The 24,012-nt window shown below is 57.8% G+C and carries 24 protein-coding genes and 1 other annotated feature (1 of these 25 only partly in view); of the genes, 5 read left to right on the plus strand and 19 right to left on the minus strand.

All coding sequences use genetic code 11. The features are described from left to right. Nucleotides 1-11: 11 nt before the first annotated feature. The 9 genes from nepI to ivbL form a co-directional block, all read right to left on the minus strand. Nucleotides 12-1,202, minus strand: coding sequence for a purine ribonucleoside efflux pump NepI (gene nepI, locus F153LOC_RS14030; protein WP_100778248.1), 1,191 nt, complete (start codon nucleotides 1,200-1,202; stop codon nucleotides 12-14). 124 nt (nucleotides 1,203-1,326) lie between these two features. Then, the gene (locus tag F153LOC_RS14035) at nucleotides 1,327-1,779 is read right to left on the minus strand and encodes a DUF1198 domain-containing protein (protein WP_102105107.1); all 453 of its coding nucleotides are present in this window, start codon (nucleotides 1,777-1,779) and stop codon (nucleotides 1,327-1,329) included. A 157-nt stretch (nucleotides 1,780-1,936) separates the two neighbouring features. Further along, nucleotides 1,937-3,328 (minus strand): hexose-6-phosphate:phosphate antiporter, encoded by a 1,392-nt coding sequence (gene uhpT / locus F153LOC_RS14040; protein ID WP_100778250.1) that lies wholly within the window; start codon nucleotides 3,326-3,328, stop codon nucleotides 1,937-1,939. Between the two features lie 137 nt (nucleotides 3,329-3,465). Next, on the minus strand, nucleotides 3,466-4,794 hold the full coding sequence (locus tag F153LOC_RS14045) for an MFS transporter (RefSeq protein ID WP_102105108.1): 1,329 nt from the start codon (nucleotides 4,792-4,794) through the stop codon (nucleotides 3,466-3,468). Nucleotides 4,795-4,803: 9 nt separating this feature from the next. Then, the gene (gene uhpB / locus F153LOC_RS14050) at nucleotides 4,804-6,303 is read right to left on the minus strand and encodes a signal transduction histidine-protein kinase/phosphatase UhpB (RefSeq protein WP_100778252.1); all 1,500 of its coding nucleotides are present in this window, start codon (nucleotides 6,301-6,303) and stop codon (nucleotides 4,804-4,806) included. Continuing rightward, a complete protein-coding gene (gene uhpA / locus F153LOC_RS14055; protein WP_095280027.1) occupies nucleotides 6,300-6,893 on the minus strand; it encodes a transcriptional regulator UhpA in 594 nt (197 codons plus the stop codon). The genes uhpB and uhpA overlap by 4 nt, the downstream gene beginning before the upstream one ends. A gap of 72 nt (nucleotides 6,894-6,965) precedes the next feature. Next, on the minus strand, nucleotides 6,966-7,253 hold the full coding sequence (gene ilvN, locus F153LOC_RS14060; protein ID WP_100778253.1) for an acetolactate synthase small subunit: 288 nt from the start codon (nucleotides 7,251-7,253) through the stop codon (nucleotides 6,966-6,968). A 3-nt stretch (nucleotides 7,254-7,256) separates the two neighbouring features. Continuing rightward, the gene (ilvB, locus tag F153LOC_RS14065; protein ID WP_102105109.1) at nucleotides 7,257-8,945 is read right to left on the minus strand and encodes an acetolactate synthase large subunit; all 1,689 of its coding nucleotides are present in this window, start codon (nucleotides 8,943-8,945) and stop codon (nucleotides 7,257-7,259) included. A 102-nt stretch (nucleotides 8,946-9,047) separates the two neighbouring features. Beyond that, nucleotides 9,048-9,146 (minus strand): ilvB operon leader peptide IvbL, encoded by a 99-nt coding sequence (gene ivbL / locus F153LOC_RS14070; RefSeq protein WP_100778255.1) that lies wholly within the window; start codon nucleotides 9,144-9,146, stop codon nucleotides 9,048-9,050. Nucleotides 9,147-9,670: 524 nt separating this feature from the next. Here ivbL and tisB point away from each other — a divergent pair. Both tisB and emrD read left to right on the plus strand, forming a co-directional pair. Continuing rightward, on the plus strand, nucleotides 9,671-9,760 hold the full coding sequence (gene tisB / locus F153LOC_RS14075; RefSeq protein WP_100778256.1) for a type I toxin-antitoxin system toxin TisB: 90 nt from the start codon (nucleotides 9,671-9,673) through the stop codon (nucleotides 9,758-9,760). Nucleotides 9,761-9,990: 230 nt separating this feature from the next. Beyond that, complete coding sequence (gene emrD / locus F153LOC_RS14080; protein WP_100780789.1) at nucleotides 9,991-11,175, plus strand: multidrug efflux MFS transporter EmrD; 1,185 nt, start codon at nucleotides 9,991-9,993, stop codon at nucleotides 11,173-11,175. Here the strand turns inward: emrD and F153LOC_RS14085 are convergent. Together F153LOC_RS14085 and dsdC are read right to left on the minus strand one after the other, a co-directional pair. Beyond that, the gene (locus tag F153LOC_RS14085; protein ID WP_100778257.1) at nucleotides 11,078-12,166 is read right to left on the minus strand and encodes a glycoside hydrolase family 5 protein; all 1,089 of its coding nucleotides are present in this window, start codon (nucleotides 12,164-12,166) and stop codon (nucleotides 11,078-11,080) included. The two genes, emrD and F153LOC_RS14085, sit on opposite strands and share 98 nt — an antisense overlap. Before the next feature lie 86 nt (nucleotides 12,167-12,252). Further along, a complete protein-coding gene (gene dsdC / locus F153LOC_RS14090) occupies nucleotides 12,253-13,179 on the minus strand; it encodes a DNA-binding transcriptional regulator DsdC (RefSeq protein WP_100778258.1) in 927 nt (308 codons plus the stop codon). A 214-nt stretch (nucleotides 13,180-13,393) separates the two neighbouring features. Between dsdC and dsdX the strand changes: the two genes are divergently transcribed. Both dsdX and dsdA read left to right on the plus strand, forming a co-directional pair. Further along, nucleotides 13,394-14,731, plus strand: a complete 1,338-nt coding sequence (gene dsdX / locus F153LOC_RS14095; RefSeq protein WP_102105110.1) for a D-serine transporter DsdX — start codon at nucleotides 13,394-13,396, stop codon at nucleotides 14,729-14,731. A 17-nt stretch (nucleotides 14,732-14,748) separates the two neighbouring features. After that, entirely contained in the window at nucleotides 14,749-16,050 is a 1,302-nt protein-coding gene (dsdA, locus tag F153LOC_RS14100) for a D-serine ammonia-lyase (protein WP_102105111.1), read from the plus strand. Here the strand turns inward: dsdA and F153LOC_RS14105 are convergent. The 5 genes from F153LOC_RS14105 to F153LOC_RS14125 form a co-directional block, all read right to left on the minus strand. Then, nucleotides 16,036-16,497, minus strand: coding sequence for a regulator (locus F153LOC_RS14105; RefSeq protein WP_129035795.1), 462 nt, complete (start codon nucleotides 16,495-16,497; stop codon nucleotides 16,036-16,038). The genes dsdA and F153LOC_RS14105 overlap by 15 nt on opposite strands. Continuing rightward, entirely contained in the window at nucleotides 16,498-16,854 is a 357-nt protein-coding gene (locus F153LOC_RS14110; protein WP_100778262.1) for a DUF202 domain-containing protein, read from the minus strand. Further along, nucleotides 16,844-17,191 carry a YidH family protein gene (locus F153LOC_RS14115; RefSeq protein WP_100778263.1) on the minus strand — a complete coding sequence of 116 codons (348 nt, stop codon included), beginning with the start codon at nucleotides 17,189-17,191 and terminating at the stop codon, nucleotides 16,844-16,846. The genes F153LOC_RS14110 and F153LOC_RS14115 overlap by 11 nt, the downstream gene beginning before the upstream one ends. Nucleotides 17,192-17,268: 77 nt before the next feature. Beyond that, complete coding sequence (locus F153LOC_RS14120) at nucleotides 17,269-18,591, minus strand: 6-phospho-alpha-glucosidase (protein ID WP_100778264.1); 1,323 nt, start codon at nucleotides 18,589-18,591, stop codon at nucleotides 17,269-17,271. Beyond that, on the minus strand, nucleotides 18,588-20,204 hold the full coding sequence (locus F153LOC_RS14125; protein ID WP_149044997.1) for an alpha-glucoside-specific PTS transporter subunit IIBC: 1,617 nt from the start codon (nucleotides 20,202-20,204) through the stop codon (nucleotides 18,588-18,590). The genes F153LOC_RS14120 and F153LOC_RS14125 overlap by 4 nt, the downstream gene beginning before the upstream one ends. A gap of 221 nt (nucleotides 20,205-20,425) precedes the next feature. Between F153LOC_RS14125 and F153LOC_RS14130 the strand changes: the two genes are divergently transcribed. Further along, nucleotides 20,426-21,172 carry a GntR family transcriptional regulator gene (locus tag F153LOC_RS14130; RefSeq protein ID WP_102105112.1) on the plus strand — a complete coding sequence of 249 codons (747 nt, stop codon included), beginning with the start codon at nucleotides 20,426-20,428 and terminating at the stop codon, nucleotides 21,170-21,172. Here F153LOC_RS14130 and F153LOC_RS14135 read toward each other — a convergent pair. From F153LOC_RS14135 to ibpA, 3 genes are all read right to left on the minus strand, one after another. Further along, entirely contained in the window at nucleotides 21,140-22,801 is a 1,662-nt protein-coding gene (locus F153LOC_RS14135; protein WP_102105113.1) for a putative transporter, read from the minus strand. The two genes, F153LOC_RS14130 and F153LOC_RS14135, sit on opposite strands and share 33 nt — an antisense overlap. A gap of 191 nt (nucleotides 22,802-22,992) precedes the next feature. Further along, the gene (gene ibpB / locus F153LOC_RS14140; protein WP_100778267.1) at nucleotides 22,993-23,421 is read right to left on the minus strand and encodes a small heat shock chaperone IbpB; all 429 of its coding nucleotides are present in this window, start codon (nucleotides 23,419-23,421) and stop codon (nucleotides 22,993-22,995) included. Nucleotides 23,422-23,555: 134 nt separating this feature from the next. Further along, nucleotides 23,556-23,966 carry a small heat shock chaperone IbpA gene (gene ibpA / locus F153LOC_RS14145; protein WP_100778268.1) on the minus strand — a complete coding sequence of 137 codons (411 nt, stop codon included), beginning with the start codon at nucleotides 23,964-23,966 and terminating at the stop codon, nucleotides 23,556-23,558. After that, nucleotides 23,960-24,012 (minus strand) — a sequence feature (ROSE (Repression Of Heat Shock gene Expression) occurs in the 5'-region of heat shock genes and acts as an RNA thermometer to modulate expression.) (it continues 20 nt past the right edge of the window). (Overlaps the previous gene by 7 nt.)

Consider the following 24,012-nt stretch of genomic DNA (forward strand, 5'->3'; position numbering starts at 1 on the left):
ATATGCCAGACTTACTGCGCCTTGACCTTCCCCGCCACCAGCAGTGCCGTCAGCAGCATCAGCGTGCCAGACAACACCAGCGGCGACAGCAGCCCCAGATTATCCAGCGCATAGCCGCCAATCGCCGCGCCGCAGGTGTTCGCCAGCTGAATCACCGCTACCTGAATCGACCCGGCTTTTTCCGCCTGATCGGCAAGGGAACGGGTGATCCACGTTGACCAGCCCACCGGCACCAGCGCAAAAGCAAAGCCCCAGATAATCGCAATGGCCGACGCCACCCACTTGTCACTTCCCCACAAAATCAGCACCACCGCGCTGACCGCCAGCACCAGCGGCGCACCTGCCAGGGCGAATTTAAGGGAGCGTTTCAGGAACTGCGCCGACAGGGATGTGCCGACAAAACTCGCAATACCAAAACTCAGCAGTACCAGCGTCAGGCCATCCACATCAAAACCGGCCATGGTCATAAATACCGGGCGGATATAGGTGAAAAAGGCAAACTGCCCGGCGAACGCCATAAAGATGGCGGTCATCCCCGCCAGCACACCGGGGCGTTTCAGCAGGCTGAACATATTCTGCTTATGATGCGCCGCTTCGCCCGGCAGGGACGGCAGCGCCTTCCACACCCAGAAAATGCACAGAATGCCCATGATCGCCGCGCCGTTAAAGACGTTACGCCAGCCGATAATGCCGCCCAAAAAACTGCCCAGCGGTGCGGCGATCACCAGCGCAATCGAGACGGCGCCGAAGATCACCGAGAGCGCTTTCGGCACTTTGCGCGCGGGCACCAGACGCATGGTCAGCGAGGCCGACATTGCCCAGAATCCACCCAGCCCTAGCCCCAGACAGGCGCGGCCCAGCAGCAGCAGGGTAAAGTTATCGGCAAAGGAGACCAGCACGCAGGAGAGTGTGAGCAGAACCGCAAACAGAATTACCACCTTGCGGCGGTCGATGGTGCCGATTATCTGGGTGATAAACAGGCTGGAGAACATGGCGACAAACGCCGTGACGGTGACGGACTGGCCCGCCACCCCTTCGGAAATCCCCAGATCCTGCGCCATCGGCGTCAGCAGGCTGACCGGCAGAAACTCCACGGTAATCAGGCAGGCGACGCAAAACGCCACGGAGAAAACCGCCGACCAGTTTGGTCGCAGGACCTCACCGGTATGGGCTGTGGGCGTGGAGTGGATCTGTTCTGTCATGGCGTCACCTGAGGATAAAACTGCGGGAAAGTCGCGCAGTTTATCATCAAAACTGTGACGAATTTAACGTTTTGACAACTTTTGTTGAAATCTGACCTTCACCGACAGACAGCCAGCCTGGGGCTCAGTGCAGGAAAAAAACGCCCTCTTCAGGCAGGAACAGGCGGTTGTAGCGCAGCTGAAAAGCGTTGAACTCCTGCGGATCGGGGTCTATTTCGCGCATAAATCCCAGCGCCAGGCGGATCTGCGCGTCGGTAATCGGCGCGGCAAGACGCGCTTTTCGCAGTAGTCGATGCCAGGTATGCAGATTCTCTTCGCTGCCGTCGACGATGCAGACCTGCCAGATCAGCAGCACCTGCGCGGCATTTTGCAGATGGGCTTCGTCCGGGCGCTCCAGGTAGCGGATAAACTCAGTGCCTGCGGTTTTACCGCACTGGTCGATCATCGACTCCAGCGGAACGGGCGTAATCCCTAAGCGTTCGCTCAGTCGTTTGATCGCCCGACGCGAATCAGACGTCAGAATGCGAAACCCGACAACAAACACCACAACCAGGGTGGCCAGCATTATCCAGACCATGCGTTCTCCTTAATAATAGCCGCTCATGATATCGGGAAACGCGCCGTTGTCGACAGCGTAAAACATGCTGAAAGGGATCGGAAAAAACAGGGGCGGGAATGAAAAAAGCCCGGCACATAGCCGGGCAAAAAAGTTACCTGCACAATTACTCAAGCCATTAAGCCGCTTTCAGTCGTTGAATGCGTTTTTCGCGGCGAATTTTGCGTTCTTCCATCACGGCGACCATCGCCATCAGGCAGATACAGGCGATAGCCGCAGCGTCCAGCGCGGCGAAGGTGCCCGCCCAGCCGGTCAGGCCGAAGATCGGCGTGCCGTCGGCGATCATCCCGAGACCCAGTTTGGCGAAGCTATCGCCGATCAGATAAGCGAAGGTGCCTTTGATCCCATCGGCAGCGCCGATCGCTTTTTTCGGCACAAATCCGACGGCCGCGACGCCAATCAGCAGCTGCGGGCCAAACACCAGGAAACCGAGCGCAAACAGGGAGGCGAGATAGACGTACTGGTTGCTGGCGTGCTGATACACCCCCAGCGTAGCGATAATCAATGCCAGCGCAACGCAGGCCACCAGCGCTCGACGACCGTTTGCCAGATCCGACAGCCAGCCCCACAGCAGCGTTCCCACCAGCGCGCCCACTTCAAACAGGGTAAAGCCCTGAATCGCCACCTCTTTGGAGAGTTTCAGCTCCTGGAAGGCGTACACGGTAGACCACTGGTCGATGCCGATGCGCACCACGTACAGGAAGATGTTGGAGAAGCAGAGCAGCCAGATGACTTTGTTTTTCAGCACATACTCAACGAAGATCTGCCATTTGGTCATCGACTCGTCTTCAGCGTCTTTGTCTTCTTCACTCAGCTCTTCGCCAAACAGCTCCTCCGCTTTGCCCAGGCCGTAGGATTCCGGGGAATCGCTGCCGTAGCGCAGGCCGATAAAGCCAACAATCAGCGCGATAATGGACGGGAAGATGAACATGCCGATCACATGGCCGTCGAACAGGACATTCGCCCCGAACAATGCCACGCCTGCCGCACCCGCCCCACCGAGGTTATGGGAGATGTTCCACATACCAAGATAAGTGCCGCGCTTGCGACGTGGCGTCCATTTGGTGATGGTGGAATAGCTGCACGACCCGCCGGTGCTCTGGAAGAAACCGCTCAGGGCATAGAAGGCGATCATCATAAACAGGCTGACGGAACCTGCGCCCATGCTGGCGCTAAAACCGAGCATACAGATGGCCGAGAGGATCAGCATAAACGGCAGGAACTGCTTGGTGTTTTTACCGTCGGCGTAGTACGAAACCAGGGTTTTCCCCACCCCGTAGGTGATGGAGAAACCGAGGCCGATCATCCCCAGCTGCGTCATGCTCAGCCCGTAGGTGGAGATCATGTCGTTCTGGGCGATGTTGAAGTTTTTGCGGATCAGGTACATGGTCAGGTAGCCGATGAACACCACCAGATAGGACTGCATGAACGGCTTGAACCACATTTTGCGCCGCATCTCGAGCGGCAGATCCAGGGTCGGCTTGCGCACCTGGTTTAGAAAGGCCAGCATCAAAAACTCCTGATATGAATACCTGCGAATGGCAGGCATTGTAAAAATCAGCAGTCGCATTGGCCTGAGACAGCGTCCAGGCGAAACCGGGAAAATTTCCTAGTTTTGCCCCACTCGGGGCAAAAAGGTGAGGCGCATCACGCTTCGTTGACCTCACGCGGGGCCTGAGCGTTCAAAAACGGCAACAGCAGCAGGGCGGAAATCCCCGCCGCGATAGCGATCACCGCGAAAAAGCCGCTCCAGTGCCAGATGTCGATGACCCGCGCCAATGGCCAGCCGGACAGGGACGCGCCAAGATAGGCAAACAGGCCGACAAAACCGGTCGCCGCCCCCGCCGCCTCTTTGTGCGAGCACTCCGCTGCCGCCATGCCGATCAGCATTTGCGGGCCGAAAACGAAGAATCCGGTGGTGAAGAAGCACGCCGCCTGCATCACGTAGCTGGCAAAAGGCATCAGCCACAGCGAGCCAACGGAGAGCAAAATTCCGGCGGCGAAAATCAGGTTCATCGGGCCACGGTTGCCGTTAAACAGTTTGTCCGAGCCCCAGCCCGCCACCAGCGCGCCGATAAATCCGCCCAGCTCAAACATGGTCACCGCCGAGTTGGCAGTCACCAGATCGACGCCGAGCGTCTCGGACATATACAGATTTCCCCAGTCGTTGATCGCCGCACGCACCACGTATACCAGCACATAGCACAGGGACAGCAGCCAGATATAGGGGTTCAGCAACACGTATTTGGTGAGGATCTCTTTGCGCGTCAGCCCCGCGCCTTCCTGCTGCTGGGCGATCTCCATCTCATCGTGACGCCAGTCGCCCACCGGCGGCAGCCCGACGGTTTGCGGGCGGTCGCGCAGACGCCAGCAGAGAAACAGCCCGGCGAAAATGGCCAGGGTTCCGGCGATCATCATCCCGGCGCGCCAGCCGTAGTGCAGCGCCGCCGCTCCCACCACGATGGGGATCAGCGCCCCGCCGACGTTATGGGCTGTGTTCCAGATTGCCCACCAGCCGCCGCGCTCGTTGCGGGAGAACCAGGCGGTGAGCAGACGCGCGCAGACGGGTGCGCCCCAGCCCTGGAAAAAGGCGTTTAGCGCCCACAGCAGGGCGAAGGCCCACAGGGAGGTGGAGAAACCAAACAGGATATTGACCACTCCGGTTGCGATAAGCCCCATCCCCATAAAGTAACGGGCGTTAGAGCGGTCGCTGACGATGCCGGAGAAGAATTTCGATAGGCCGTAGGTGATGTAAAACAGCGTCGCCAGCAGGCCGATGTCCGTGCGCGTCATCACGCCGCTGGCGAGGATTTCGGGCGCAGCGGCGTTAAAACTTTTGCGGGTGAAATAGAACAGCGCATAGCCCAGCCAGATGGTGGTCAGAATATGACGTCGCCAGTAGCGGTATCGCGCATCTCTTTCGCGTTTATCGCCAATGGGTGCGGCATTCGCCGGCGTTTTCAGAAAGGTAAACATGGTCGGTCCTTACGTATAACGCAGCGGCAAATTCACGCTGACGCGCGTGCCGTGGGTACAGGAGATCGTCAACGTTCCGCCGAGCGCCGTGACGCGCTCGCGCATTCCGGCCAGGCCAAACCCCTGCTGCCCGGAGCCAGGCGGCAGACCGCAGCCGTCGTCTTCGAGAACCAGCATCAGGCGCTCGTCCTGCTGCCAGCCCTGGAGCGTCACCGCGCTGGCACTGGCGTGTTTGACGATATTGTTCAGCCCCTCCTGACAGACGCGGAACAGGGTGACGCGCTGGCTTTCGCTCAGGAGTGTCTCGTCGATAGCCCAGTCGAGATGGCTGACGATCCCGCGATCTTCCAGCTCCATCTCACGCATCAGGGAACGCACCGCCTGCTCAAGGGATAAATCATCTAACTGGCGTGGACGCAGGCGTCCCAGCAGCCGTCGCACGGAATCGTACACCCCGAGAGAGAGCTGCTCGATGTGCGCGCCGCCCTGCCGGACGCCGGGATTTTCCGGGGCCAGCCGCTGAACGATGCCCGCCTGAGTGCGGATGGCCGTGATGGTCTGGCCGATATCATCGTGCAGTTCGCGCGCCACTTCCTGCCGCACATTTTCTTCGGTTTCCAGTAGCCGCTCCGCCAGGCGTCGATTGCGGGCCAGCTCGTTTTGCAGCGACTGGTTCAGCTCGCGCAGACGCTGTATACCCGCGCCCAGCAGCAGTCCGGTCAGGCTTTGCGCCAGCAGCGAAAGGAGTAAATCAACGGGATGATCGTGCCACGTCTGGCTGGCAATCAGCGCGATGGCGTTCATCAGGGTAGCGATCAGCGCCCCCTGCCAGCCATAGTGCCAGGCCAGCGCGATAATCGGCAGCGCCAGACAAAACGGCGTAAAGCGGGAGAGTTCCGCAGGCAGACCCAGCTGCAGCCACAGGCTGACCACAAACAGCAGCAGATACCAGATAAGGTGCCGCGCGCGCCAGTTCACCGGCTGGGAGACCAGCGCCGGGCCGAGCGGCTGCCAGACAGTGCTGGTGAGGTAGTGCCAGATGACGAGGCACGTGGGCGCAAGCGTCAGGCCGCCGGTCAGCGTCAGCAGGAGCGCCGTCAGGGTGTCGGGTTTGCCGATCCACGGCAGGGATTGCAGCAGCGCAGCGGCAATCAGCGCCGCCCCCTGACGCAGCAGCGTGCGCCAGTCGCGCTGATGGCGGTAGCGGGAAATCAGCGCCACCGGCAGCAGCGTCAATACGCCCCCGATCATCAATAAGGGGAGATGCGCCAGTGCCACTTCCTGCGCCAGCCAGACCAGCATGATCCACTCGGCCCCCAGCAAAACCGGCCAGTAGCCGCGCGGACATTGCAGCATCAGTCCCAGACGCAGGCCAAACGGGAACAGCAGCACCGCCAGCTCCGGGCGCTCGACCAGATGAAGGCTGATACTCCACAGACAAAACCAGGCGGCAGAGAAGATAAAAAAGCTGGCGACGACGGAGACCAGCCGCGAGAAGTACGGGCTCATTGCCAGCCGTCAAACATGCGGCGTGCCAGCTCGACATCGTTACTGACGCCGAGTTTTTCCATCAGATTGGCGCGATGAACGTGAACGGTTTTGGGCGACAGGCCCAGCTCGACGGCAATCTCTTTCACCGCCATCCCCTGAGCGAGCTTTTCCGCCACCTGACGCTCGCGTTTTGTCAGCGGGTCCTGGCGTCCGGCGGCCAGTTTAATGGCGATATCCGGCGTGAGGTAACATCCGCCCGTCGCGACGGTGCGCACAGCGGAAATGAGTTCGTCGGGGCTACAACGTTTGGAGAGAAACCCTCGCGCGCCGGCGTTGAGCGCCTGTTCTACCAGCGCCGGGCTGTCGTGAACAGAGAGCATAATGGTCGCCATTCCTTTCGGCAGCTGGCTGAGCAGCTCAAGCCCGGAGAGATCCGGCATTGAGATATCGCAAATGCAGACCTGCACGCCACGCCCCGGTAATCCGGCCAGCGCCTCGCGGCCTGAACCGAATTCAGCCACGACCTGAAAATCTGCCTCCAGGCTCAGCAACTGGGCAAAACCGGAGCGGACGATAAGGTGATCGTCGATAAGGGCAATGGTGGTCATGTGGCATTCCTGGCGGATAAAAAACGCGCTTACCTTAACGATAAGCGCGTTGCCGTTCAAGCCTTGAGCGATTTACTCAAAAAACACCGCAATTTTATTAAACATGGTCGGATCGGACTGGTTGCGGACCACTTGGGTGACATCTTCCAGTTTGTCGATTTGGGCAATCATCTGCTCAAGGCGCTGATCGTCGTTCACGAGGAGCCAGATACGGCTATGATCGCTACCCTGAATCGGCAGACAAAGAATGCCTTCCACGTTAAATGCGCGGCGCGCGAACAGGCCGCAGACGTGAGTCATGACGCCAGGGTGGTTGCGGACGGTGAGTTCGAGAATGACGTTATCATATTGTTTTTGCATGGCTTATTCTCCCACCATCTCAGTATTCGCCGCACCCGGCGGGACCATTGGATACACTTTTTGTTCAGGATCGATGCGCACGTGAATCAGCGCCGGGCCAGGGCGGGAAATCGCCTCCTGCAGGGCGGCTTGCGCGTCCTCGGCGGCGTTCAGATCGCAGGTGTGCAGGCCAAAACCGGCCGCAATCTGCATAAAGTTGATCATCCCCGGATAGGTCGCCGCAAACACGCCCTGCTTGTAGAACAGGCTCTGCTGCTGATGCACCAGCCCCAGCGCTTCGTTGTTCATCAGAATGATTTTCACATCCAGCTGGTTTTCAGCCGCCGTCGCCATCTCCTGAATGTTCATCATCAGGCTGCCGTCACCGGAGAAACAAATCACCTTCCGATCCGGATTCGCCAGCGCAGCGCCCACGGCGGCTGGCAGGCCAAAGCCCATGGTGCCTAAGCCGCCGGACGTCAGCCACTGACGCGGACGGTTCAGCGGGTAAGCCTGGGCGGTCCACATCTGATGCTGGCCGACGTCGGTGGTGATAATAGCGCTGTCGTCCACGCAGGAGGCGACGGCGTTAATCAGGCCGTAGTGGCTCAGCGGGTCGCCTTCGGTTGGGATGGCGCTCGGGAACTCCTGCTGCAGTTGAGCAACCAAATCGCACCACTCGGCGTTGTCGGTGGCGTGGATTTGTGGGATTAACTGGGCCAACACCTCGCCCACATCGCCCTGAATCGCCACATGCGGCTGCTTGATTTTGCCAAGCTCAGCGCGGTCGATATCCACGTGAATGATTTTCGCGTTCGGGCAGAACTGCTCGGTTTTACCAATCGCCCGGTCATCAAAACGTGCGCCGAGAACGATCAGTAAATCAGACTCTTGCAAAATAAAGTTGGTGCTGCGCGCGCCGTGCATCCCCAGCATGCCCAGCGACAGCGGGTGCGCTTTCGGCAGCATTCCCAGCGCCATTAAGGTCATGGTGGTCGGCAGATTGGCTTTTTCGGCAAATTCACGTACCTGTTCTGCGGCGTTGATCGCCCCGCCGCCCAGATAGAGCACTGGCCGCTTCGCAGCGTTGATCATCGCGGCGGCATCCTGCACGCTCTGGGCGCTGAATTCCGGCGCCGGAGCACGGCCACCCGGCTCCGGGAAGGTTTCGATGTCGATTTCAGCGGTTTGTACGTCCTTAGGAATGTCTATCCACACCGGGCCTGGGCGGCCGGATTGCGCAATGCGGAACGCATCGCTGATCACCTGAGGTAACTCGGCGATGTCGCGAACTAAATAGTTATGCTTGGTGATGGGGATAGAAATACCGTAGGTGTCGACTTCCTGAAACGCATCGGTGCCGATCATCGACGAAGGAACCTGGCCGGTAATACAGATCAGCGGAATGGAGTCGAGGCGCGCGTCGGCAATCGCCGTGACCAGGTTGGTGGCACCCGGTCCGCTACAGGCCATACAGACCGCAGGTTTGCCCTGCGTACGCGCCATGCCCTGGGCGATAAAGCCTGCGCCCTGCTCGTGGCGCGCCAGAACGTGGCGGATTTGCGTGCTTTGACTTAACGCGTCATACAGCGGCAGGACCGTACCGCCCGGAATCCCCGAAACGATGCTGATACCCTGACGTTCCAGTAAGTGAACGATTAATTGTGCGCCCGTAAAACGCGTCTTGCCTGATGTTGTGCCCGAACTTGCCATGCTCCAGTCCTTTTGTTCTGAGCCGACTTTCCGGGAGGTTTAAACTAAAAACCCCGCCGGTTTGCGCCGGCGGGGTTTTGGATTCGTGTGTTGATCCAGTCCCTACGGCGCATTGCCGACGACCACCACCACACGTACGACGACCACTGCGGCAGGTTGCGCAGTTTTTAGTAGGGTCGACGCCATCATGGAAGTTGTCATTGAGGACCTGTGTTTAGAATCATTGATAGAATTTATACAAACACAGGATTCGGTGCCTGACAATGGAAATATTTTCATCCACCCAAATTTGCGTCAGGGATCACGTTTCGTTTGTAAGAGAAATAAAAACAAAAAACCCCGCCGGAGCGAGGTTTTTTTTCAGGGTTTGCGGTTGGTTTCCGCGAACACACTGTGTTACGTCAACGCAAGAAGTATACGCGATCGGCCACGAACGCGCAATTTTAGCTCTCTTTTTTGACGAATATGAGTATGGATCAGCCTTCCGAATTTGTCGACAAAATACTGTTCATACATCCAGTGTTTATCTATACTGAGTTTGTTCGCAGTGCGTATTGGGGGCCGCAAGCAGTACACCGGCGCAAAGAAGTCCTGGCTGAAACGGGTGGTGCCGTCAGTGCCTTAACCCCCAAATGAGCACACTGTGTTACGTCAACAAAGGTGCTGGCAACAGGCGGCGGAGAGGTACGCCAGCATCGTGCTCCTTCTGCCAGAAGGAGGCGCGTATGGGCGTCGTGGATATGGTTATTCTTATCCTGAGACTCATTGTTGCGGTACTGCAACTGCTTGACGCTGTCCTGAAATACCTCCGGTGATTCAGGGTCAAGTCGCACCAAAGAGGGGCGGGCAACCGCCCCTCTTTAACATCTGCACACTGGCAACATAAGTTGCCGATATCGTTTACAAATCCTGCCTGCTTCTGCTCAATCATTCACCCCAGAGATGCTTAAATTGTCATCTCATTGTGGTAGATTCCTCGCGCATTTATGGGAATGCGCAGTCACTTATTCTTTATTTCTCTCTTTTTGCAAAAGTATTCAGCGACATGAAAAAGCAAAGGAACGTTAATTTACTGTTGATGCTGGTGTTACTGGTGGCCGTCGGTCAGATGGCGCAGACCATTTATATTCCGGCGATTGCAGACATGGCGAAAGAGCTCAGCGTGCGCGAAGGTGCGGTGCAGAGCGTGATGGCCGCCTATCTGCTGACTTACGGCGTCTCGCAGCTGTTCTACGGTCCGCTGTCTGACCGCGTCGGGCGTCGCCCGGTGATCCTGGTCGGGATGACCATTTTCATGATCGCCACGGTGATCGCCATAACCACTCACAGCCTGACGATCCTGATTGCCGCCAGCGCCCTGCAGGGCATGGGGACCGGCGTCGGCGGGGTGATGGCACGTACGCTGCCGCGCGATCTGTACGAAGGGACACAGCTGCGTCACGCCAACAGCCTGCTGAATATGGGTATTTTGGTAAGCCCGCTGCTGGCACCGCTGATTGGCGGCGTGCTGGACAGCATCTGGTCGTGGCGCGCCTGCTACGCTTTCCTGCTGGTCCTGTGCATTATCGTCACCTTCAGCATGGCGCGCTGGATGCCGGAAACACGCCCGACGGGCGCACCGCGCACCAGGCTTATTGCCAACTACAAAACGCTTTTCGGCAACGGCGCGTTCACCTGTTACCTGCTGATGCTGATTGGCGGCCTGGCGGGAATTGCGGTGTTTGAAGCCTGTTCAGGCGTGTTGCTGGGTGCAGGTCTGGGGTTAAGCAGCATGGTGGTGAGCATTCTGTTCATTCTGCCGATTCCGGCGGCATTCTTCGGCGCATGGTTTGCCGGTCGCCCGAACAAGCGTTTTTCCACGCTGATGTGGCAGTCGGTGATGAGCTGCCTGCTGGCAGGGGTGATGATGTGGGTCCCAGGCTTACTGGGCGTGATGACCGTCTGGACGCTGCTGATCCCGGCCGCCCTGTTCTTCTTCGGCGCGGGAATGCTCTTCCCGCTCGCGACCAGCGGCGCGATGGAGCCGTTCCCGTTCCTGGCAGGAACCGCAGGTGCGCTGGTGGGCGGCCTGCAAAACATCGGCTCCGGCGCGCTGGCCTGGCTCTCCGCCATGATGCCGCAGACGGGTCAGTCTAGCCTTGGCCTGTTGATGACCCTGATGGGGCTGCTGATTTTACTGTGCTGGCTGCCGCTGGCGTCGCGCGAGCCGCATCACGAGCAGACGATTTAATCACATGATGGCCCGGCTTCTCGTCGGGCTTTTCACACACCGGTGCAAGCATCGCCTGCAGCAGCGGTTCCGGCCCTGGTCGCCACGCCCCCTCCTCGCCGTCATAAAACTGGAAATCCGCGTTAATGGCGTAAGGGATTTTGGCTTTTTGCAGTTCGCAGGCCATAAAGCTGGCGAAAGCCATCTGCGGTGCCGTTGGGGTAACGCGGCTGGATTCACCCACGCCCCAGCCGCCCACCCAACTCACATGCCCGGTTTTTTGCTGCCAGCGCAACGCGGTAGTGATCCGGCTGCGAATCATCGATTTCTCCGCCGCCGTGCCTGATGTCCACGGGTATTTTCCGTTGTTCTTGAGCGGTCCCCACGGGAAGATGTGCCATTCGGCCAGTACGTAATTCTGGCTGTGGGCAGGCAGCTTAAGGCTGCCGAGATCTTCCGGTGCCGCGCGCAGGCGCGGAGCGACGAAAATCATGCGCTCGGCATCGATGGCATGAATAGCTTTGATCGCTTTTTCGTAGACGCGGTTAAGGGATGCGAGATTGTGATTGAGCTTGTCCGCCGGCTCGTAGATCAGGTCAAAACCGAGCAGCGGCGAGCTTTTCTCGAAGTAGTGCGCCACGGCAATCCACCAGTTCACCACCTCTTTTTCGTTATCCGCTTTCGGGTCGTTTTTGTATTCATCGGCCTGATAGGCAATCACCGGGATCACGCCGTATTGCTCACAGGCTTCCACCAGCTTGCGCAGATGAATCAGGCGCGCTTCCGTCGGCTCGCCGGCCACGCGGATACGCACGTGGGTAAAACCTTTGGCCTTAAAATCACGCACTTCCAGCGGATCGAATTCGCGAATGCCGCGCTCGGTGCGCGCCCAGTCCACGTCGATGCCCACCCCGAGCTGCTGCGCGTAGCGCGCAGCCGTCAGCGGTGGCTCAGCGGCAGACACCCAGCCAGAGGAGATAATCAGCGCAGCGGCGATCAGGGGCTTTAACACGGTTAACCTTGCGAGAAATCGAAAGCAATATGCTGTATTTAGCACGCTTTTCGCAGTTTGGTGTAGAGGCTACGCGTAATAATTCTTCAACCCACCTGACTTTTCAGCCAGTCGATAAAGGCATCAATTTTTGGCCACTGTCTGCCCGAAAGGGTCGATATGTAGTAGTGCTGATGGCATTTCAGCGCTTTCTCGCCGAAGGGCGCAATCAGCTCCCCGCGATCCAGCCGCTTTTGCACCAGCCGCTGACGCCCCATGGCGACACCCACGTGGTTCATCGCGGCGATAACGGCTAAATCGGAACGATCGAAACCAATGCCCGACGATGGCGGCAAATTCACTGCAAAGTGCTGCGCCCAGCTAAACCACTCGTCGGTTCCCGAGTCGTTACTCCATGCCTGTCTGTCATGCAGGAGCGTGCAGTGGCGCAGATTGTCTGGGTTTTTAATTAACTCATGTTCGCGCGCGTACTCCGGCGTACACACCGGCAGGATCGCCTCGTTCATCAGAAAATGATGGGCGAGCTGAGTGGGCGGCGTATCGTCGAAGTAGAGCGCCAGATCGATACCCGTTCGCTGCATGTTCGGGTAATCATTGCCGGTGAGAATGGTCAGGGAGATCGACGGATAGCGGCGGGAAAAATCCCCGAGCATCGGCACCAGCCAGCACTGGGCGATGCTGGGGCGCGAATAGACGGTCAGGGTGCCGGAAAGCGCCTGATTCTTGATGTCGAGGATCTCCTGGTTCAGGGTATCCAGCGACGATTTGAGGGTCCAGAAAACCCGTTTTCCCTCCTGCGTCAGCTCCACTTTGCGGTGCGAACGGACGAACAGCTGAATCCCCAGCTCCTCTTCCAGCAGGTTAATACGATGGCTGACGGCGCTCGGGCTGAGCGACAGCTCTTCCGCCGCCAGCGCGAAGGACTCATGCCGGGCCGCCACTTCAAAGGTGTACATTTTTGACAGTTGCCAGCCGTTCAGCAGGCGATTGCCGACCTCATTCGCATCGTTCATGGCGGTTTTTTATCCCCTCAGCCTCGTATTTCTGCCCTCAGAATATCCGTTATGAATGAATTAATGTGAAGCAACGACGAATAAAGTGCGCTTTTTAGAGCAATGTCACTCACTTGATCCAATCTGCCTCACCTGAACGGCAATTTATATCGTTTGTCAGCCGGTGCCGTTTTTTCGTCCAATAGCCACAGATAACTTAAGGGTGGGGTGAGATATGGGATCTCAGATGTGGGTTGTGGCGACGCTGCTGGCAAGCATCGTGTTGATTGTATTAACCATCGTAAAACTGAAGTTTCACCCGTTTCTGGCGCTGCTGCTGGCGAGCTTCTTCGTGGGCGCAATGATGGGCATGAGCCCGCTGGATATGGTCAATGCCATCGAGAGCGGCATCGGCGGCACGCTGGGATTCCTGGCGGCGGTGATTGGCCTCGGCACCATTCTCGGCAAGATGATGGAAGTTTCTGGCGCGGCGGAACGCATCGGGCTGACGCTTCAGCGCTGCCGCTGGCTCTCCGCCGATGTGATTATGGTCCTGGTCGGGCTGATCTGCGGTATCACGCTGTTCGTTGAAGTGGGCGTGGTGTTGCTGATCCCGCTGGCGTTCTCAATCGCCAAAAAGACGCAGACTTCGCTGCTGAAACTGGCAATCCCTCTGTGTACGGCGCTGATGGCGGTTCACTGCGTGGTGCCTCCCCATCCGGCGGCGCTGTTTGTCACTAACAAACTGGGTGCGGATGTGGGAACGGTGATTGTATACGGTCTACTGGTCGGGCTGATGGCCTCTCTGGTGGGCGGCCCGCTGTTCCTGAAAATCCTCGGCGATCGCCTGCCGTTTAAACCGGTTCCGGCGGAGTTTTCTGACCTCAAAGTGCGAGAAGAACATACGCTGCCCACGCTGGGCGCCACGTTGTTCACGGTGCTGTTACCGATTGGCCTGATGCTGGTAAAAACCATCGCCGAGCTGAATATGGAAAAAACCGGCTCGCTCTACACGCTGCTGGAATTTATCGGCAACCCGATCACCGCCATGTTTATCGCCGTGTTTGTGGCCTATTACCTGCTCGGCATTCGTCAGCATATCGGGATGAGCGCGCTGCTCAAGCACACGGAAACGGGCTTTGGTTCGATTGCCAACATCCTGTTGATTATTGGGGCGGGCGGGGCATTTAACGCGATCCTCAAAACCAGCGGCCTGGCCGATACGCTGGCGCTGATTTTATCAAACATGCATATGCACCCGATTCTGCTGGCCTGGCTGGTGGCGTTAATTCTCCATGCGGCCGTCGGGTCTGCCACGGTTGCGATGATGGGGGCCACGGCGATTGTCGCGCCGATGCTGCCGCTCTATCCCAACGTCAGCCCGGAGATCATCGCCATTGCCATCGGTTCTGGTGCCATTGGCTGCACGATCGTCACCGATTCTCTCTTCTGGCTGGTGAAGCAATACTGCGGCGCGACCCTGAACGAGACCTTTAAATACTATACAACGGCGACATTTATCGCCTCGGTACTTGCACTTGGCTGCACGTTCCTGCTTTCTTTCATTATCTAAGCGCGAAGAGACGTACTATGGAAAACGCAAACATCACCAACTTAATCGCCCAATATCCTCTGGTAGAGGATCTGATGGCGCTGAAAGAGACCACCTGGTTTAACCCGCGCACCACCACGCTTGCCGAAGGGCTGCCGTATGTCGGGCTGACGCAGGCGGATGTGAAGGATGCCCACGCCCGCCTGGCCCGCTTTGCACCTTATCTGGCGAAAGCGTTCCCGGAAACCGCGGCCAAAAACGGCATTATCGAATCAGACGTGGTGGCCATTCCCGCCATGCAAAAGCGCCTGGCGAAGGAGTTTGCCACGCCGATCAACGGAAATTTACTGCTGAAAAAAGACAGCCACTTACCGATTTCCGGCTCTATCAAAGCGCGCGGCGGGATTTATGAAGTGCTGACCCACGCTGAAAAACTGGCGCTGGAAGCGGGGCTGCTGTCGCTGACAGATGATTACAGCATCTTGCTGGAACCGCGCTTTAAAGCGTTTTTCAGCCAGTACAGCATTGCCGTTGGCTCAACAGGTAATCTGGGGATGTCGATTGGCATAATGAGCGCCCGCGTTGGCTTTAAGGTAACGGTACATATGTCTGCCGACGCCCGCGAGTGGAAAAAGGCCAAACTGCGCAGCCACGGCGTTGAAGTGGTGGAGTACGAACAAGATTACGGCGTGGCGGTGGAGCAGGGACGCAAGGCTGCCGAGAGCGATCCCAACTGCTTCTTTATCGACGACGAAAACTCTCGCACCCTGTTTTTGGGTTATGCCGTGGCGGGTGAGCGTCTAAAAGCTCAGTTTGCTGAACAGGGGCGCGTGGTCGATGCGGATCATCCCCTGTATGTCTATCTGCCGTGCGGCGTGGGCGGTGGCCCTGGCGGCGTCGCGTTTGGCCTTAAGCTGGCCTTTGGCGACCATGTTCACTGCTTCTTCGCCGAGCCAACCCATTCGCCGTGCATGTTGCTGGGTGTTTATACCGGTTTGCACGATGAAATTGCGGTGCAGGATTTGGGGATCGACAACCTAACGGCCGCAGACGGTCTGGCGGTGGGACGCGCGTCCGGGTTTGTCGGCCGCGCAATGGAGCGTCTGCTGGACGGGTTCTACACCCTGTCCGATCAGAGCATGTACGACATGCTGGGCTGGCTGGCGCAGGAAGAGGGCATTCGCCTGGAGCCATCGGCGCTGGCGGGTATGGCCGGGCCGGTGCGTGTCCCTTCTTCAGCCAATGCGACCCACCTCGTCTGGGCAACGGGCGGCGGGATGGTGCCGGAAGCGGAGATGGCAAAATATCTGGCGAAGGGCCGTCCGTCACGTCTGCCGTAACAGCGTCATCAGCTCTTGCGTCGAGCGGTTGTGCTTTTTCAAATCGCGCATCACTTTCATAAAGGGTGCGCTGTAGTCATAGAACGCCAGATAGCCCTGACACAGCACGTCGTCATTTGCCGACGTGCATAACCGCCGTCCTGCGCACGTCTGGCATTTCAGCAGCCCTTTCTTCTGGCACAGCGCGGTGCCGCACCAACCGTCCAGTGTGTCGTCGAACAGGCGCACCGAGATCTCCCCGATATCCTGCCGGACCCACATCGCAAAAATCTGCGTTAAGAACTCGCCCCACACCTCCGGCGTTACGGGCTTTTCACCCGCCGTCTGTGGCAAAAAATGGACGTTTTTGTTACCGCTGAGGCGTAACGCTTGATAAACCTTCCCTGGCTCGCGCGCGTTGCAGTTATCGACTACAACCACGCGGGTACTTCCGTGGCATCCTGTCATTCACGACCCTAGAAAAATCAGTATTTGCTGTAAGTGTGTTACAGCAAACAGTAATGCGAGGGAGAGTACTGCGAGAGAGATCAAGAATTTGTCACGCACTGCTTTGGGCTGCACGAAATCGTTGTGATTCACGTCCATCAGGTTGCGGCTGCGGGTGTAGCGCCAGAGAAGAGCCGCTACCAGCGCCAGCACCACAATCGAGACCCAGAACGGCAGACCGGTGCGGTGCCAGTTGTGTTTAATCGCCAGTGCGATCAGCGCGCCGTAGCCCAGCAGCGTGCGTAGCCAGGCCAGCGATGTGCGCTCGGGCTGCAGGCCGGGATCGGCTTCCCTTCGCGCTTTGCGGCTATCCGCCATAGAACACCAGCACCATGACCGCTGCCGCGACGGCCAGCAATATCACGCTGATCGCCAGCAGGCCGCGCGTGTAGGGCATATCCTGTTTCAGGCGCATCGCCTTTTCATTGCGCAGCCAGCGCAAATAACCGTAGATCGCCAGCACACCGGCGAACAGACACAACAGCAGCGCCAGCACTTCACGAATCAGCGGCGTGGCGAAATCCGGTGCGAGCTGGTCCAGCCCGACGCCTGCGGCGAGAAACCCCAGCGCGGTGCGGATCCATGCGAGAAATGTGCGCTCATTGGCGAGGGAAAACCGATAGTCAGGCGCTTCGCCCAGCTGGGAAATTTTCATGAAGGCTCCTTGTCGTACCGCAAGCAGGCTTCAGCATAGCGTAAATTGACCGGCATCTGGGATGCCGGTCGGCGGGATTAGTGCAATTCTGGCCAGTAATCTTTGTTGGCCTCAATCAGATCATCGAGGATGGCTTTTGCAACCGAAGCGCTTGGCACGGTTTTAGACAGGGTAATCGCCTGCCAGAGTTTGGTGTAGGAGCGCTCTTCCCAGGCGTCGACCACCAGTTTTTCCACTGCCACCTGCTGGCCCATCAGCCCTTTCTGGAAGTGTGGAATATCGCCCACGGTCAGCGGCTCAGGGCCGTTTTTGCCGACCAGACAAGGGATTTCGACCATCGCATCGGCGTCGAAGTTATGAATCGCCCCGTTGTTCGGCACAATCAGCAGCATCCGCTCCTGAGTGTTGAACGCGATAGCCGTTGCCAGATCGACGATGTACGACGCATGTTCATCGATTTCCAGCTCACCGGCAGAAGATTTCCCCGCTTCGATGATGGCGCGGCAGGAGCTGAAAACATGCTTCTCGCGGTGATCCATCACTTCGTTCGCGCGGGTGCGCTCCGGGTTTGAGTGCGCCACCACGTAATCCGGGAAGAGGTAATATTTCAGGTAGGTGTTTGGCATGGTGTCCGGATCGAGCGCCTGCACGTCTTTTGCTTTCGCGAACGTGTCATTCCAGCTGGCTTCCGTATGGGCATCGTCAGAAGGTGGCACATAACCGTTTTTCGCCACGTATTCGCGCAGTTTCGGCATCAGATCGTTACCGTTCAGATCTTCAATCGACGTCCACCAGCCGAAATGGTTCAGCCCGTAGTAGCGCACGCGCATCTCTTTGCGGTCTTTCAGGCCGACGATCTGCGCCATTCGCCCTTCAATGCCAATCGGCATATCGCAGATGTTGAGGATTTTGGCGTGAGGTCGCAGACGGCGGGTGGCTTCAGCAACGATCGCCGCCGGATTGGAATAGTTGAGCATCCACGCGTTCGGGGAGTATTGCTCCATATAATCCACCAGCTCCAGCACGCCGCCAATGGAGCGCATGCCGTATGAAATCCCGCCCGGACCGCACGTTTCCTGGCCCAGAACGCCGTGACGCAACGGGATTTTCTCATCCTTCTCACGCATCGGGTATTTGCCGACACGGATATGCGCCATCACAAAGTCCACGTCGGTAAACGCGGCTTTAGGGTCGGTGGTGTAGCTGAATTCGATATCCGGCGCCTGCTCCTGCAGGATAATTTTGCACGCCTCGGCGATGGTCTCCTGACGTGCACCGTCGTTGTCATAAAACTTGAGCGCACGCAGTGGGAAGCGGTCGCGATTCGCCAGCAACATCAGGACGATACCAGGAGTGAACGTGCTGCCGCCGCCTGCGATAACAACTGAGAATTTTTTCATGATACAGCCTCTGTCATGGTGGATGATGGGTTTGTAGAAGAAGGGGTCATCAGGGATTCAAGCTGGTCACGCACCTGTGGGACGTGCAGCCCAACAATCACCTGAATACCATTGCCGCGACGCACCACGCCGTGGGCGCCAAGGGCTTTGAAAACGTCGTCACTTTGCGTTTTGCTCATATCAAACAGGGCGATACGCAGCCGGGTGGCGCAGTTGTTGATACTTTCGATATTGCCTGCGCCGCCCAGCGCCTGCAGATAGGCGGCCGCCTGGCCGGAGCTGGTGTTCGCCGCAACGGTGGTTTGCCCGCGCGCGGCCTGGTAATCCGCTTTGCTGTAGAGTTTGATTTCGCTCTCTTCACGGCCTGGTGTTTTCAGGTTGAAGCGTTCGATAAGCGTCTTAAAGACCAGGAAATAGAGGGCGGTGAAGCACAGACCGATGCCAATCTGGGTGAACATCATGGAGGCATGATTGTGGAACATCGGGATCCAGTTCTGCGGCAGGAACTGGTCTAGCAGACCGCCGCCCATGTTGCCGACCACGCCAAAGATATACATCACGGTCGCCATGGTCGCGGCGAGGACCGCGTGAACGGCAAACAGCAGTGGCGAGATAAACAGGAAGGTAAACTCCAGCGGTTCGGTGATCCCCACCAGCATCGCGGTCAGCGTCGCCGGGATCAGCAGCCCCGCCACTTTGACGCGATTTTCCGGCGAGGCGGTGTACCAGAGCGCCAGCGCAATCCCAACGGAGCCAAACACTTTCGAGTTACCGTGCAGCGCAAAGCCGCCTTCGGGGAACAGGGTTTTCAGCGGTAACGTGCTCTGGCTGAACGCCTGCAAATGCTGCGCCCAGTACACCTGAATACCGCCCTCGACCGCCGCCGGGCCGAAAATAAATGGACCGTAGACGAAGTGGTGCAGGCCCGTTGGGATCAAAATGCGTTCCAGGAAGGTATAAACCCACACGCCCAGCGCCCCGGCGGAGCGTAAAAACGCCTGCAACGACTCAATGCCCATCTGCACTTTTGGCCAGCCGAGCAGCGTCAGCCAGGCGCACGGAATCATCACGAAGAAGGCGATGATCACCACAAACGAGGTGCCCTGGAAGATGCCTAAAAATACCGGCAGCTGTTTATCGAAATAGCGGTTGTGGATGGCGGTCACCAGCCCGGAAATCACAATCGCGCCGATAATGCTGGTATCGAGGGTTTTGATCCCGGCAATCATCGCCAGCCCGCTTCCCGCGGTAGGCTCGGCCATAAAGTTCACGCCAAAGAACTGACCCCAGGTCATACCCATTGCGTTGATAAAGTAGTTCCAGGTCAGGAAGCTAATCAGCACCGCCAGACACGCCCGGCCCTGCGCCTGTTTGGCGAGGCCGATCGGTAAGCCGACGGCGAAAATCAGCGGCATATTACGAAAGACCGCCCAGCCGCCCTCTTCAATGATGTGGACGATTTGGGCAAATAAATGATCGGGTGCCGTTAAGGCCTCGCCCACAAAAAGCGGATTGCGCAGCATGATGGCAATTCCGACCACCATGCCTGCGAAAGGGAACAACAGCACCGGGGTAAACATGGCGCCGCCAAAACGTTGTATTTGACTGAGCATCTTTAAATCCTCATGTAACAACCTGTAGGGGGTTTGGCCTTATTGGTTTTGTGCTGGCCTGAAATGAGAATAAAAATTTACTCAGCGGCTCACACCGCGCACCGCTGCGTTCCGTGATCGCATTCATGGTTTTAATTTGCCCACTCAGGTCTACTTTCATTTCAAAATATGGACATGTTAAGACGCGATGCACGACTGAATACGCGCAGAGAGGTCTACAGGTGATCTACAAATCCATTGCCGACAGATTACGTCTGCGGCTCAATTCGTCGGATTACAATGTCGGCAGCCCGCTGCCCGGCGAAAAAGCGCTGGCGCAGGAGTTTGGCGTGGCGCGGATGACCATTCGCAAGGCCATCGATTTGCTGGTCGGCTGGGGGCTGGTGGTACGCCGTCACGGCAGCGGCACCTTTGTTGCGCGCAAGGATGTTCACCATGAAACCACCAATCTGACCGGGCTGGTGGAGGTGTTGCGCCAGCAGGGTAAAGAGGTGCAGAGCAAGGTATTGCAGTTTGAAGTGATGCCCGCCCCGCCCGCCATCGCCAGCCAGCTGCGTATTCAGATTGACGAGCGGATCTACTTTTCGCGTCGGGTGCGTTACGTGGAGGGAAAACCGCTGATGCTGGAAGACAGCTTTATGCCCGTGAAGCTGTTCCGCAACCTGTCGCTGGCGCACCTTGAAGGATCGAAGTTTGATTACATCGAGAAGGAGTGCGGGATCACTATCAGCGGGAACTACGAGAGCCTGACGCCGGTGCTGGCTGACCGGCAGCTGGCGAATCTGATGAACTTACCGGAACAGACGCCGCTGCTGCGCATTACGTCCTTGTCCTACAGCGACAGCGGCGAGTTCCTGAATTACTCCGTGATGTTCCGCAATACCAGCGATTACCAGGTGGACTACCATCTGCGGCGTATCCACCCGGACGCGTTGTTAGCCTATCCCCCAGAACAGCACGGCCAGTAGCTGCGGCGTGATGATACGCAGGAACATCACCAGCGGATAAACGGTGGCGTAGGAGAGTGCCGCCGCGCCGCTGGTGGCGTGCAGATTGTTGGCGAAGGCCAGCGCCGGAGGATCGGTCATGGAGCCGGCCAGCATGCCGCACAGGGTCAGGTAGTTCATCTTCGCGAAGATCCGCGCCAGAATCCCGACCGTCAGCAGCGGAACCGCCGTGATGATAATTCCGTAGCCAATCCAGCTTATCCCCTCGCCCTGCGTCAGAGTGTGGATAAAGTCGCCGCCAGATTTCAGCCCCACTACCGAGAGGAACAGCACAATGCCCAACTCGCGCAGGGCCAGGTTGGCGCTTGGCGGCATGAACCAGTACAGCTTCCCGATACAGCCGATACGCCCCAAAATCAGCGCCATGATCAGCGGCCCGCCCGCCAGACCGAGCTTAAGCGCTACCGGGAATCCGGGCACGTAGAGGGGAATTGAGCCGAGCAGCACCCCCAGCCCGATACCGATAAACACCGGCAGCATCTGCACCTGCTGCAATTTTTGCTGCGCATTGCCGACCATATCGGCGACGGCGTCGATGGACGACGGGCGCCCTACCAGATTGAGGATATCGCCAAACTGCAGGCTGGCATCCGGGCTGGCGACCAGCTCGACGCCCGCACGATTCAGGCGTGAGATCACTACGTCGTAGCGCTCTTTTACCTGCAGATCGCGGATTTTTTTGCCCAATACCTGCTCGTTGGTGACCACAACGCGTTCCACGCGCATGTCAGTGCCACGCGTCGAGAGGGAGGTGTCTACCTCCTGGCCGATCACCAGTTGCGCGCTGTGCAGATCGCCGGGCTGGCCGACCAGGTGCAATAAGTCCCCGAGCTGAATCACAGTGCCGGGGGACGGCACCATCAGCATTTCGTCCCGCTTGAGGCGCGAGCAGATGATATTGACGCTGTTCAGAATCGGCACATCCTGAATCGCCATGTGGTTAAGATTGGGGTTTTCGACGCGAATGTTGATGGTTTTGATCAGCATGTGGCCGTTGGTGATCGTGGATTCATGCTTTTTGGCTTCGTCGTCCACGTTGATACGAAACAGCACGCGCACCAGCCACATGGTCAGCAGAATGCCGCAAATGCCAAACGGGTAAGCCATCGCATAGCTCATCCCCATCTGATCCACTACGCCGGGCGCAATGCCCAGATCGCGCAGAATTTGCTGTCCGGCCCCCAGCGCAGGAGTATTGGTGACCGCGCCGGAGAAAATCCCCAGCACCACCGGGAGCGGAATATCAAAGATTTTATGCAGAATGGCGGTGACGAGGCCGCCCATGACGACAATGCCGAGAGCAAAGAGATTCAGCCGCAGCCCGGAGACGCGCAGCGAGGCGAAAAACCCAGGCCCGACCTGAATGCCGATGGTGTAGACGAAGAGGATCAGGCCGAATTCCTGAATGAAGTGCAGCATTTCAGCGCTGAGGGTTAACCCAAGCTGATCGGCGAAATGGCCGACAAAAATACCGCCGAAAAGCACTCCGCCAATGCCAAATCCGACACCGCGGATTTTGATATTGCCAATCCACAGCCCAACCACTGCAACCAGGGCCAACACGCTAACCGTTAACGCGATATCACTCATGACCTTTTCCCTGCGCATATCCTTAGTGATTAAGGGGATTCTCGCAGAGGTTATGGGGTTTGTATGGGCGATGGCGCACAAAAAAGCCCCGCGAAAGCGGGGCTTAGTCGTTTGCTTTGCCCGCAGACACTGCCCTTGAGCAGGCCTGCGGGTTTTGTTGGCCGGGAAAGCGTAGCGCCTTCCGACACAAATTAGCTGTTCAGCGCCGGACGTTCGCTGATGGCGATTTTCTGCGGTGCCAGTGCTTCCGGCACGTTGCGCGTCAAATCAATGTGCAACAGCCCGTTGGTAAAGGTCGCACCGGAGACTTCCATATGGTCAGCCAGGGTAAAGCTCAGGCTAAACGGCTGAGTCACCAGGCCCTGATGCAGCCACTGGGTCTCGGTTTGTGGTTTTTCCGGCGTCCCTTTCACCGTCAGGCGCGCGCCTTCGAGCTGGATATCGAGATCCTCCTGACGGAATCCGGCCAGCGCCAGCGTGATGCGGTAGTGGTTGTCATCGCTTTTTTCGATGTTGTACGGCGGAAAACTCTGTTGTTCAGCCGTGCTTTGCAGGGCGTTAGCCAGTTTGTCAAAACCAATCCACTGACGCAGCAGGGGGGATAAATCGTAGTTACGCATTGTTAATCTCCTTCTGAGAAGCGAGTTAAGCACTGTTTTTAGTGCGCAGTTGTTCCTGCAAATCCACATGGATTCGCACAGGCTCCCGTTTCGGCAAGCCACTCTGGATGGGCCGCGCGAGCGACCCGTTTAAATTAGTTGATCTCGATACGGCGCGGTTTTTTCTCTTCCGGAATCACACGTTCCAGATCGATAAACAGCAGACCGTTCACCAGGTTTGCACCGTAAACGTGGATGTTTTCGGCGAGCTGGAATTTGCGTTCAAAGTTGCGCTCAGCAATGCCCTGGTAGAGATAGGTACGTTCTTTCTGCTCTGCCGTGTGTGCGCCTTTCACCACCAGCAGGTTGTCCTGCGCGGTGATTTCCAGTTCGCTCTCAGCGAAACCGGCGACAGCAATGGCAATGCGGTAGTGGTTTTCGTCAACCAGCTCAACGTTGTATGGAGGGTAACCGTTACCCTGGCTTTGGTTATTTTCTAAATGGTTGAACAGGCGATCAAAACCAATAGCAGAACGGTACAGCGGGGAAAAATCGAAATTACGCATAAATCAACGCTCCTGAAATCAGCGAGTAATGTTTGCCTTCCACCAT

It is taken from the genome of Lelliottia sp. F153, assembly GCF_002870005.1.
Taxonomy (GTDB): domain Bacteria; phylum Pseudomonadota; class Gammaproteobacteria; order Enterobacterales; family Enterobacteriaceae; genus Enterobacter; species Enterobacter nimipressuralis.

Coding starts and splice junctions, on each gene's coding strand:
- nepI (WP_100778248.1), bottom strand. CDS start 1,202: ATGACAGAACAGATCCACTCCACGCCCACAGCCCATACCGGTGAGGTC.
- F153LOC_RS14035 (WP_102105107.1), bottom strand. CDS start 1,779: ATGGTCTGGATAATGCTGGCCACCCTGGTTGTGGTGTTTGTTGTCGGG.
- uhpT (WP_100778250.1), bottom strand. CDS start 3,328: ATGCTGGCCTTTCTAAACCAGGTGCGCAAGCCGACCCTGGATCTGCCG.
- F153LOC_RS14045 (WP_102105108.1), bottom strand. CDS start 4,794: ATGTTTACCTTTCTGAAAACGCCGGCGAATGCCGCACCCATTGGCGAT.
- uhpB (WP_100778252.1), bottom strand. CDS start 6,303: ATGAGCCCGTACTTCTCGCGGCTGGTCTCCGTCGTCGCCAGCTTTTTT.
- uhpA (WP_095280027.1), bottom strand. CDS start 6,893: ATGACCACCATTGCCCTTATCGACGATCACCTTATCGTCCGCTCCGGT.
- ilvN (WP_100778253.1), bottom strand. CDS start 7,253: ATGCAAAAACAATATGATAACGTCATTCTCGAACTCACCGTCCGCAAC.
- ilvB (WP_102105109.1), bottom strand. CDS start 8,945: ATGGCAAGTTCGGGCACAACATCAGGCAAGACGCGTTTTACGGGCGCA.
- ivbL (WP_100778255.1), bottom strand. CDS start 9,146: ATGACAACTTCCATGATGGCGTCGACCCTACTAAAAACTGCGCAACCT.
- tisB (WP_100778256.1), top strand. CDS start 9,671: ATGGGCGTCGTGGATATGGTTATTCTTATCCTGAGACTCATTGTTGCG.
- emrD (WP_100780789.1), top strand. CDS start 9,991: ATGAAAAAGCAAAGGAACGTTAATTTACTGTTGATGCTGGTGTTACTG.
- dsdC (WP_100778258.1), bottom strand. CDS start 13,179: ATGAACGATGCGAATGAGGTCGGCAATCGCCTGCTGAACGGCTGGCAA.
- dsdX (WP_102105110.1), top strand. CDS start 13,394: ATGGGATCTCAGATGTGGGTTGTGGCGACGCTGCTGGCAAGCATCGTG.
- dsdA (WP_102105111.1), top strand. CDS start 14,749: ATGGAAAACGCAAACATCACCAACTTAATCGCCCAATATCCTCTGGTA.
- F153LOC_RS14105 (WP_129035795.1), bottom strand. CDS start 16,497: ATGACAGGATGCCACGGAAGTACCCGCGTGGTTGTAGTCGATAACTGC.
- F153LOC_RS14110 (WP_100778262.1), bottom strand. CDS start 16,854: ATGGCGGATAGCCGCAAAGCGCGAAGGGAAGCCGATCCCGGCCTGCAG.
- F153LOC_RS14115 (WP_100778263.1), bottom strand. CDS start 17,191: ATGAAAATTTCCCAGCTGGGCGAAGCGCCTGACTATCGGTTTTCCCTC.
- F153LOC_RS14120 (WP_100778264.1), bottom strand. CDS start 18,591: ATGAAAAAATTCTCAGTTGTTATCGCAGGCGGCGGCAGCACGTTCACT.
- F153LOC_RS14125 (WP_149044997.1), bottom strand. CDS start 20,204: ATGCTCAGTCAAATACAACGTTTTGGCGGCGCCATGTTTACCCCGGTG.
- F153LOC_RS14135 (WP_102105113.1), bottom strand. CDS start 22,801: ATGAGTGATATCGCGTTAACGGTTAGCGTGTTGGCCCTGGTTGCAGTG.
- ibpB (WP_100778267.1), bottom strand. CDS start 23,421: ATGCGTAACTACGATTTATCCCCCCTGCTGCGTCAGTGGATTGGTTTT.
- ibpA (WP_100778268.1), bottom strand. CDS start 23,966: ATGCGTAATTTCGATTTTTCCCCGCTGTACCGTTCTGCTATTGGTTTT.